This is a genomic window from Anaerotignum sp., assembly GCF_051877975.1.
GTDB lineage: Bacteria > Bacillota > Clostridia > Lachnospirales > Anaerotignaceae > Anaerotignum_A.
This window is the reverse complement of record NZ_JBJEJK010000045.1, coordinates 1-9,448: the sequence shown is the minus strand read 5'-3', so window position 1 is coordinate 9,448 and position 9,448 is coordinate 1. Positions and strand designations below refer to the sequence as shown.

Sequence of the window (9,448 nt, the reverse complement as noted above, 5' to 3'; positions counted from 1 at the left end):
CAGGAAAAAGCGGAGGAACCACAGCGTCAGGAAGACAGAGAAAGACCCCTGTGAGGGTCTTTTTTCTTGTTGAAAGGTTTCTTCCCTTGCCGTATAATATATAGTTAGGAAAAAGTAGATTGGATAAAGGAGAGAACCTCATGGAACAGAAAAGAACAAGATTTTACCTGATCCGTCATGGGGAGACGGATTGGAACAAAGGCGGCCGCTATCAGGGCTGCACGAATATACAGCTGAATGACGCAGGCAGAGAACAGGCTCGATTGCTTGGGGAACGTTTCAAATATCTGCCTTTGGATGCGGTGTATGTTTCCCCGCTGGACAGAGCGGTGGCAACGGCAGAGCCTTTGGCGGCTGCCCATGGCCTGACCCCTATCAAGGATGCCCATTTTAGAGAGATCAATTTCGGCGAATGGGAAGGGCACACCATTGCAGAGCTGTCTGAAAAATTCGGCAAGGCATATACGGATTTCTTCGCGAACCCTTTCGACCATCCCGTTCCCGGGGAAGGCTCCTTCCAGCATGCTATGGATCGTGCCATTGAGGGTTTCAATGCTTTGGCGGAAAAGCATAAAGGACAGAACGTGGCCATCGTTTCCCACGGGGGCTTGCTGCGGGTGATGCTGGTAGGGCTTCTGGAAATGGGCGATGCCTTTTATCGGAAAACGTGGATGACCAATACTTCTATCACCATGCTGGACGTGATGGAGGATGGCAGAAAGCTGCTGATGACGCTGAATGATAAGGCCCATTTAGAGATGGCAGAGGTGTTCAAAAAGGGTGAATGATATGAAAAAGAAGATCATCGTGGTCGGCGCAGGGGCGGCAGGGCTGATGGCGGCAGGCCGTGCGGCGGAAAAGGGCCACGAAGTTCATTTATATGAAAAAAATAACAGAATTGGGAAAAAGATTCTTATTACAGGGAAAGGTCGCTGCAATGTCACCAATGACAGCGATGTGGAAGGACTTTTGGACAACATTCCCGGCAATCCTTATTTTCTGTATAGTGCTTTTTATCAGCTGGACAGCTTTCAGCTGCAGGAATTTTTCAAAAATCTGGGGCTGGAACTGAAAGTAGAGCGGGGCAAGCGAGTTTTCCCTGTTTCTGACCGTTCCCTGGATGTTGTTTTAGCTCTGGAAAAATACTTAAAGCAAAACAAAGTAAAGCTGCATCTGGAAAGCCCTGTGGACAGCATAATCATCGAAGAAGGCAAGGCTGCGGGCATTCGTCTGAAAAATGGAAGAGAGGAAAAGGCCGACGGGGTTATTGTCTGCACAGGCGGCCTATCCTATCCCGGGACAGGCTCTACCGGTGACGGCTACCGTTTTGCCAAGGCAGCAGGGCATCATGTGACGAAGCTGTATCCTTCCCTGGTTCCGCTGAAAACGGCGGAGGATTGGTGCCATGAACTGATGGGCTTAAGTTTGAAGAATATTGAAATTACAATCAAAAATAATAAGGGAAAGAAGGTATACAGTGATTTTGGGGAAATGCTGTTTACCCATTTTGGTGTTTCCGGCCCTGTTATTTTAAGTGCCAGCAGGCATATCATCCTGACCATAGAAGAAGGCTACAAACTGTATATCGACCTGAAGCCTGCCATGGATGAAAAGAAACTGGATACGAGAATTTTGAGAGATTTTGAAAAATATGCAAACAAGGATTTTGCCAATGCACTGGATGATCTGCTGCCCCAGAAGTTGATTCCTGTCATGATAAAATTGGCGGAGATCGACCCTCGTAAGAAGGTCAACAGTATCACCAAAGAGGAAAGAAAACGTCTTTGCAGTCTGCTGAAAGCCCTGCCTCTGACGATCACAGGTACAACAGGCTATAACGAAGCGGTGGTGACCTGCGGCGGCATCCATGTAGATGAAATCGACCCTTCCACCATGGAAAGTAAATTTGTGAAGCATCTGCATTTCGCAGGGGAGGTTTTGGATGTAGACGCCTATACAGGGGGCTTCAATTTGCAAATTGCCTTTTCCACGGGCTATGTGGCGGGGGAAAACATCTGTCAGGCATAAGGAGGAACGAAAATGAAACGATTTTCCATTGCGGTGGACGGGCCTGCGGGTTCCGGTAAAAGCACCGTTGCAAAAATGGTTGCCAGAAAGCTCGGCATCATCTATGTAGATACGGGGGCGATGTATCGTACCGTTGCGCTGTATTGTACCAGAAAGCAAATTCCCTTGGAAGAAGAAGCAGCCGTTGTGGCCGCTTTGGATGGGCTGAATATGCGTATCCAGCCTGATGCGGAAGGGCAGCGCATTTTTCTGAATGAAGAAGATGTGACAACAAAAATCAGGACGGCAGAAATCGGCAAGGGTGCCTCTGTTGTTGGTGCTTATCAGAACGTGCGCGAACGCATGGTGAAACTGCAGCAGGAAATGGCACGGGAACATTCCGTCATTATGGATGGGCGTGACATCGGCACAGTTGTGCTGCCCGATGCGGAAGTGAAAATTTATCTGGATGCTGGTGTGGAAGAAAGAGCCCGCCGCCGTGTGGGTGAGCTGGAAGCCAAAGGCGAAACGGCTGATTTTGAAGAAATCAAAAAAATGATTATCCAGAGAGATTACAATGATATGAACAGAGAACACAGCCCTCTGAAAAAAGCAGAGGATGCCGTCTGTCTGGATTCAACAGGCATGAGCATCGAAGAAGTGTTGCAGGAGATTTTGAAGATCACTGCGGAAAGGGTGAAGGAATCATGAAGAAAAGAGAATCTTGGGTTTATTATGTGGCGGTTTTTCTTGTTAAGATCTGGTATGCCATTATGTTTAAGGTAGAAATCATTGGCAAAGAAAACATCCCGAAGGAAGGCAACGCAGTTCTCTGCAGCAATCATTACAGCAATTATGACCCGGTTTCTACGGCGCTTTATTTGGACAGACTGCCCCATTATATCGCAAAGAAGGAACTGTTCAAAAATAAATTGTTTGCATGGATTTTGGGGCAATTAGGGGTATTCCCCATCGACAGAAATGTTTCCATGGATATGAAAGCGGTAAAAACGGCCATGAAAGTGCTGAAAGAAGGCGAAATTCTTGGTATTTTTGCAGAAGGCAGACGTGTAAAGGAAGGGGAAGATGTTGCGGCAAAAGCCGGTGTAGCTCTCTTTGCCATGAAAGGAAATGCGCCTGTTATCCCTTGTGCCATCAGCGGCCAATATAAATTCCGGCATAAAATTATCGTCCATTATGGGGAACCTTTGACACTGGAGGAATTCCGCGGGCAGAAACTGACAACAGAACTGATGGGACAAATCACAGAGGTCATCATGAGCAAAGTGGAAGAATTGAAGGTGAAAGAATGAGCAACGTGAGGCTGGCGGAATCCGCAGGGTTTTGCTTTGGCGTAAAGCGTGCCATTGAAATGGCATATGCGGAAATCGAAAAAAACAACGGGGAACCTTTATATTCTTTTGGCCCGCTGATTCATAATAAAGAAGTGACAGGGGATCTGGATCAAAAGGGACTGCATATCATCGAATCTTTGGAGGGTGTGGAAAAAGGCACCGTTGTCATCCGTTCCCATGGTGTGGGCAAATATTTATATGATGCCCTGGAAGAAAAAGGAATGAAACTGGTGGACGGTACCTGTCCGTTCGTAAAAAAAATACATACTATCGTAAAAGAGGCTTGGGAAAACGGCAAGAGTATTATCATCGCCGGGGACGGCAAGCATCCTGAAGTCATTGGGATCAATGGCTGGTGCGGCAACAGCGCGATGATCTTGGAAAACCCCGAGGCGGCAGCGGCGGCAGATCTGCCTGCGGATAAGGAATATGCCGTAGTCGTGCAGACGACTTTCCGGCAGAGCAAATTTGATGAAATGATGGATATTCTGCGGGGAAAAGGTCTTTCTCTGGATATTTCCCAAACCATCTGTTCCGCAACGGAAAAAAGACAGAAGGAAGCGGTTCAGCTGTCCCAAAGCGTGGATAAGATGATCGTGATTGGTGACAAAAAGAGTTCCAATACGCAAAAACTGGTGGAAATCTGCAAAAAAAATTGCGAGAATACCGTTCATATTGAAACAATTTGCGATTTGGTGTTGAAAACTTTTTCGAAGGGTGATAGAATAGGTATAACTGCAGGTGCGTCCACACCGCCTGCAATAATTAAGGAGGTAGTAGTTACTATGAGCGAATTTGAAAATGCACAGAATTTAGGAGAGGAAGTAAGCTTTGAGCAGATGTTGGAAGAATCTCTCGTTACACTGCATACTGGCGATGTTGTAAAAGGCACAGTTATTCAGGTAGTTGGCGAAGAAGTTTCCGTTAACCTGGGTTTCAAATCTGATGGTGTTATCCCCAGAGGCGAATTCAGCAGAGATACAACAGTAGTTCCCAGCAAGGTAGTTCAGCCCGGCGATGAAATCGAAGTTTTCGTTGTTCGTGTGAATGATGGCGACGGCAATGTTCTGCTGTCCAGAAAACGTATCGAAGAACAGAAGGGCATGGAAGATATCGAAAAGGCATTCAATGAAAAAACAGTTGTTACAGGCACAGTAACAGATGTTGTAAAAGGCGGTCTGATCGCAGTTGTAAACGGTGTAAGAGTATTCATTCCTTCTTCCCAGGTTTCTAATAGATTTATCGAAGATCTGAGTGTATTCAAAGGTCAGGAATTGGAATTCAATATCATTGAAATGGATAGAGTAAAACGTCGTATCATCGGCGGCAGAAAAGCTCTGGTTGAACAGGAAATCGCAGCAAAGAGAGCAGCTCTGTTCGAAACAATCGAAGTTGGTTCCAAGATCGCTGGTACAGTATCCAGACTGACAGATTTCGGTGCTTTCGTTGATCTGGGCGGCGTAGACGGCCTGATCCATATCTCCGAAATGAGTTGGGGCAGAATCTCCAACCCCAGAGAAGTGCTGAAAGAAGGCCAGGCTGTTGAAGTATTCGTTCTGGATGTAGACAAAGAAAAAGGCAAAATCAGCCTGTCCCTGAAGGACGCAAACATGAACCCCTGGAAACTGGCAGCAGATAAATATGCAGTTGGTTCTATCGTAGAAGGTAAAGTTGTTCGTATGGTACCCTTCGGTGCTTTCGTTGAACTGGAACCCGGCGTAGATGGCTTGGTACACATTTCCCAGATTGCAAATAAACACGTTGTAAAACCTGAAGATGAACTGAAGGTTGGCGAAATGATCAATGTGAAGGTTCTGGAAGTAAATTCTGAACAGAAGAAGATCAGCCTCTCCAAGAGACAGGCAGACGCTCCTGCGGAAGAAGCTCCTGCAGAAGAAGCTCCCGCAGCAGAATAATTCCGTGTGCAAAAACTCCCGTTGTGGCGTGACCATGGTGGGAGTTTTTTCTTTGTCATGCAAAAAGATGCATAAAAGATTTTTTTATGGAAATTTTGCGTGAAATGCTATGAAAAATTTTTATGGAAAAAGAAAATGCTTCGGAAACAGGAATTATCTATATTTTCAAAGAAAAGGAAAGAATTCTGCGGAAGGGGTTATATATGCAGGTTTTGAATAGTATTGAAAAAATTTATGAAAAAGCCTGATTTATAGAAAAATCATTAGAAAATAATAAAAAAACCGACATTGTTATACAGGTGATTTTATGATATACTTTTTAGGTGATTTAGTGGGATAGAGGAGGAAAATATATGGAAAAACGTGAAATTTTCCATTTCATCGACCATACATTGCTGAAACAGGATGCGGTTTGGGAACAGATTCGCGAAATTTGTTTGCAGGGAATGGAATATGGTGTTGCTTCCGTATGTATCCCGCCTTCTTTTGTGAAACAGGCGGCGGATTTTGTGGAAGGAAAACTTCCCATCTGTACAGTCATCGGTTTCCCGAATGGGTATCAGACCACGGCGGTAAAGGCTTTTGAAGCGGCAGAAGCTGTGAAAAATGGCGCGGCTGAAATCGATATGGTCATTGATATTGGCTGGGCAAAAGCAAAAAGATATGACGATATCCTGCAGGAGATCAATGCGGTCAAGGACGCCTGCAATGGAAGGCTGTTGAAGGTTATTATTGAAACTTGCCTTTTGACAGAAGAAGAAAAAATTGCCCTTTGCCATGTGGTGAATCGTTCCAGGGCGGAATTCATCAAAACCAGCACAGGCTTTGCTGGCGGCGGCGCAACGCTGGAAGATATCCGATTATTCAAAAAATATATGGCAGAGGATAAAAAGATCAAAGCCGCAGGCGGTATCAAATCTGTTGCCGATGCGGAAGATTTTCTGGCGGCTGGCGCGGACAGGCTGGGAAGCAGCTCTCTTCTTGCGCTGCTGAAAAAGGAAATCTAAATAAGAGCCCATAAATATGCAGAAGAAAATTCAAAGCATATTTCATAAAAGTAATGTGAAATGGGAAAAAAGAATAAAGGGAGGAATTTACAATGAGTTTATTCAAGAAATTTGCAGCAATGACACTGGCAATGACAATGGCATTCAGCTTTGCAGCATGCGGCGGTTCCGAAGAGGCACCTGCAGATGATGCGGCAGCGGAAGGCAAAACATACATCATTGCTACAGACACAACATTTGCACCTTTCGAATTCCAGAATGATGCTGGTGAATATGTGGGCATCGATATGGACCTGCTGGCAGCGATCGCGGAAGACCAGGGCTTCCAGTATGAACTGCAGTATCTGGGCTTCGATGCAGCGGTACAGGCTCTGGAATCCGGCCAGGCTGATGGTGTTATCGCTGGTATGTCCATCACAGAAGAAAGACAGCAGAAATTTGATTTCTCTGAACCCTACTTCGACAGCGGTGTTGTAATGGGTATTGCAGCAGATAATGATGAAATCACATCTTACGAAGATCTGGCTGGCAAGAAGGTTGCAGTAAAGAGAGGTACAGAAGGTATGGACTTTGCTGAATCCATCAAAGATCAGTATGGCTTCGAAACAGTAGTATTTGATACTTCTGATGCAATGTGCATGGATGTCAAAGTTGGCAACAGTGCAGCTTGCTTTGAAGATTATCCTGTAATGGGTTATGGTATCGTACAGGGCAATGGTCTGAAAATGGTAACAGAAAAAGAACAGGGCAGCTCTTACGGTTTCGCAGTTGGCAAAGACCAGAACGCAGAACTGCTGGAAATGTTCAACACAGGTCTTGCTAACCTGAAAGAAAGCGGCAAATATCAGGAAATTCTGGATACATATATCCAGGAATGATTCCTTAAGGAGTAGTGCCTCATGAGTAGTTTTTTTGAGTATGTAGGACGGTGTATGCCTCAGCTTTTGACAGGCTTGAGCCTTACACTGCAAATGACAATTCTTTCTTTGATTCTGGCAGTTGTGATTGGTATGATTGCTTGTCTGTTCAGCATTTCCAAGGTGAAACTTCTGAATTGGATCTCCGGTATTTACCTGAGTGTCATTCGTGGGACACCTCTGATGGTACAGGCATTCTTCATCTACTTTGGTATTACAGGTGCTTTGGGTATCAGAATCACATCTTTCAAGGCGGCTATTATTGTTTTGTGCCTGAATGCCGGTGCGTATCTGTCTGAAATCTTCAGAAGTGGTATTGCGGCGGTAAACAAAGGGCAGATGGAAGCAGCAAGAAGCTTGGGCCTGCCTTATGGCGTGGCGATGAGAAAGATCATCCTGCCCCAGGCGATCCGTATTGTGATTCCTTCCGTACTGAACCAGTTTATCATCACATTGAAGGATACTTCTATCCTTTCTGTTATTGGTTGTGGTGAGTTGATGCGTCAGGGCCAACTGATCGTAGCGAGAAACTATGAAAGTTTTAAAACCTATGCTATCGTTGCAGTTATGTATTACATTGTGGTAGTAGTGCTGACGAAAATTTTCCAACTGGTTGAAAGGAGGCTGGCAAACAAATGATCAAGGTAAAAGTTGAACAATTGAAAAAAAGTTTTGGCAGCCTAGAAGTATTAAAGGGAATCGACTTGGAAGTCAAAGAAGGAGAGGTAGTTTGTCTGATTGGTCCTTCCGGTTCCGGCAAGTCTACATTTCTGCGCTGCCTGAATCGTCTGGAAGAAACGACTGCAGGCACGGTTATTGTGGATGATAATGATATCACCGATCCCAAATGCAATATCAACAAGGTTAGGGAGAATATCGGCATGGTGTTCCAGCAGTTCAATCTGTTCCCTCACCTGAATGTTTTGGAAAATATTATGCTGGCACCTGTGGACAGAAAGAAACTTTCCAAGGAAGAAGCAAAAGAAACAGCTGAACGCTTGCTGGCAACGGTAGGCTTGGCAGAAAAGGCCAATGAATATCCGGCAAATCTTTCCGGCGGTCAGCAGCAGCGTGTTGCCATTGCCCGTGCACTGGCGATGAAACCGGACATCATGCTGTTTGATGAACCCACATCTGCGCTGGACCCTGAAATGGTAGGCGAAGTATTGGAAGTAATGAAACAGCTGGCAAGAGACGGCATGACGATGATCGTAGTTACCCACGAAATGGGGTTTGCCAGAGAAGTGGCTGACCGTGTTATCTTTATGGATGGCGGTTATATCGTAGAGCAGGGCACACCGGAAGAAGTGTTCGGCAACCCTCAGAATAAGAGAACGCAGGATTTCCTGAATAAGGTTCTCTGATATCATGGAATGAAAAACGGCAGGACGATTTTGTCTTGCCGTTTTCTTTGTTTACAAAAGAAGAAAAAAGTGGTACGCTTTTTTATACAAAAAATACAAAAGAAAAGAGGAAGAAAAATGATCGCGGTTATTGTAAATACCCTGACGGTGTTGATTGGCAGTGCCATTGGTTTATTATTGAAAAAGGGGATTCCCGAACGAATCACCGATAGTTTGATGAAGGGTATCGGCCTTTGTACCCTTTATATCGGCTGGAGCGGCACTTTGAAGGGGGAAAATACGCTGGTATTGATTCTTTCCATGGCGATTGGTATTGTCATTGGGGAAGGGTTAGATTTGGATGAGAAACTGAATCGCTTTGCGACGGGGGTGGAAAAGCGTTTTAAAAAAGGTGGCGATAAGATTTCTCTGGCAGAAGGCTTTGTGACGGCCTCTCTGTTGTTTTGCGTAGGCGCAATGACCATCGTTGGTTCTCTGCAGGCGGGGCTCTCAGGGGATTATGAAATGCTGTATACCAAATCTGTGCTGGATCTGATTTCTTCTATGGTATTTGCATCCTCTTTGGGTATCGGCGTTATGCTGGCAGGGGGTTTTGTTTTGGTCTTTCAGGGGGCGATCGTACTGTTGGCGCAATTTGTGGCCCCTTTTTTGACGGATGCTGTCATTGCGGAAATGGTTTGCTCCGGCTCCCTTATCATTTTTGCTCTGGGGTTGAATATCATAGGCATTACTAAGCTGAAAGTATTAAACTTTCTTCCTGCTATCTTTCTTCCCATCGTGCTTTGCCCTGTATTAAATTTCGTTATGTAAAAAAGAGTCCCTTTGGACCAATGTCATTAAGTTAAGATGACGAATCGGGATCTCAGTATTAGAAATAATGCT

At 45.2% G+C, this 9,448-nt stretch carries 10 protein-coding genes; all 10 read left to right on the top strand.

The window, feature by feature from the left end:
- Positions 1-140: 140 nt before the first annotated feature.
- The 10 genes from ACI39P_RS07210 to ACI39P_RS07165 all read left to right on the top strand — a co-directional run bounded on the left by ACI39P_RS07210 (position 141) and on the right by ACI39P_RS07165 (position 9,376).
- On the top strand, positions 141-788 hold the full coding sequence (locus tag ACI39P_RS07210; protein WP_439719993.1) for a histidine phosphatase family protein: 648 nt from the start codon (positions 141-143) through the stop codon (positions 786-788).
- A gap of 1 nt (position 789) precedes the next feature.
- Positions 790-2,028, top strand: coding sequence for an aminoacetone oxidase family FAD-binding enzyme (locus ACI39P_RS07205; RefSeq protein ID WP_439719992.1), 1,239 nt, complete (start codon positions 790-792; stop codon positions 2,026-2,028).
- A gap of 12 nt (positions 2,029-2,040) precedes the next feature.
- Positions 2,041-2,718, top strand: a complete 678-nt coding sequence (gene cmk / locus ACI39P_RS07200) for a (d)CMP kinase (protein WP_439719991.1) — start codon at positions 2,041-2,043, stop codon at positions 2,716-2,718.
- Positions 2,715-3,320 (top strand): 1-acyl-sn-glycerol-3-phosphate acyltransferase, encoded by a 606-nt coding sequence (locus tag ACI39P_RS07195; protein WP_439719990.1) that lies wholly within the window; start codon positions 2,715-2,717, stop codon positions 3,318-3,320. Before cmk ends, ACI39P_RS07195 begins: the two co-directional genes overlap by 4 nt.
- Positions 3,317-5,278: a bifunctional 4-hydroxy-3-methylbut-2-enyl diphosphate reductase/30S ribosomal protein S1 gene (locus tag ACI39P_RS07190; protein ID WP_439719989.1), complete on the top strand. Its 1,962-nt coding sequence runs from the start codon at positions 3,317-3,319 to the stop codon at positions 5,276-5,278. The genes ACI39P_RS07195 and ACI39P_RS07190 overlap by 4 nt, the downstream gene beginning before the upstream one ends.
- A gap of 353 nt (positions 5,279-5,631) precedes the next feature.
- Positions 5,632-6,285 (top strand): deoxyribose-phosphate aldolase, encoded by a 654-nt coding sequence (deoC, locus tag ACI39P_RS07185; RefSeq protein WP_439719988.1) that lies wholly within the window; start codon positions 5,632-5,634, stop codon positions 6,283-6,285.
- Positions 6,286-6,377: 92 nt separating this feature from the next.
- On the top strand, positions 6,378-7,163 hold the full coding sequence (locus tag ACI39P_RS07180; RefSeq protein ID WP_439719987.1) for a transporter substrate-binding domain-containing protein: 786 nt from the start codon (positions 6,378-6,380) through the stop codon (positions 7,161-7,163).
- Positions 7,164-7,184: 21 nt separating this feature from the next.
- Entirely contained in the window at positions 7,185-7,841 is a 657-nt protein-coding gene (locus ACI39P_RS07175; protein ID WP_439719986.1) for an ABC transporter permease subunit, read from the top strand.
- A complete protein-coding gene (locus ACI39P_RS07170) occupies positions 7,838-8,566 on the top strand; it encodes an ATP-binding cassette domain-containing protein (RefSeq protein ID WP_439719985.1) in 729 nt (242 codons plus the stop codon). The genes ACI39P_RS07175 and ACI39P_RS07170 overlap by 4 nt, the downstream gene beginning before the upstream one ends.
- Before the next feature lie 117 nt (positions 8,567-8,683).
- Entirely contained in the window at positions 8,684-9,376 is a 693-nt protein-coding gene (locus ACI39P_RS07165) for a DUF554 domain-containing protein (RefSeq protein ID WP_439719984.1), read from the top strand.
- Positions 9,377-9,448: the final 72 nt, after the last annotated feature.

What these genes read in the sequence shown, in the direction of transcription:
- ACI39P_RS07210 (WP_439719993.1), top strand. Translation starts at nt 141, where the DNA reads ATGGAACAGAAAAGAACAAGATTTTACCTGATCCGTCATGGGGAGACG.
- ACI39P_RS07205 (WP_439719992.1), top strand. Translation starts at nt 790, where the DNA reads ATGAAAAAGAAGATCATCGTGGTCGGCGCAGGGGCGGCAGGGCTGATG.
- cmk (WP_439719991.1), top strand. Translation starts at nt 2,041, where the DNA reads ATGAAACGATTTTCCATTGCGGTGGACGGGCCTGCGGGTTCCGGTAAA.
- ACI39P_RS07195 (WP_439719990.1), top strand. Translation starts at nt 2,715, where the DNA reads ATGAAGAAAAGAGAATCTTGGGTTTATTATGTGGCGGTTTTTCTTGTT.
- ACI39P_RS07190 (WP_439719989.1), top strand. Translation starts at nt 3,317, where the DNA reads ATGAGCAACGTGAGGCTGGCGGAATCCGCAGGGTTTTGCTTTGGCGTA.
- deoC (WP_439719988.1), top strand. Translation starts at nt 5,632, where the DNA reads ATGGAAAAACGTGAAATTTTCCATTTCATCGACCATACATTGCTGAAA.
- ACI39P_RS07180 (WP_439719987.1), top strand. Translation starts at nt 6,378, where the DNA reads ATGAGTTTATTCAAGAAATTTGCAGCAATGACACTGGCAATGACAATG.
- ACI39P_RS07175 (WP_439719986.1), top strand. Translation starts at nt 7,185, where the DNA reads ATGAGTAGTTTTTTTGAGTATGTAGGACGGTGTATGCCTCAGCTTTTG.
- ACI39P_RS07170 (WP_439719985.1), top strand. Translation starts at nt 7,838, where the DNA reads ATGATCAAGGTAAAAGTTGAACAATTGAAAAAAAGTTTTGGCAGCCTA.
- ACI39P_RS07165 (WP_439719984.1), top strand. Translation starts at nt 8,684, where the DNA reads ATGATCGCGGTTATTGTAAATACCCTGACGGTGTTGATTGGCAGTGCC.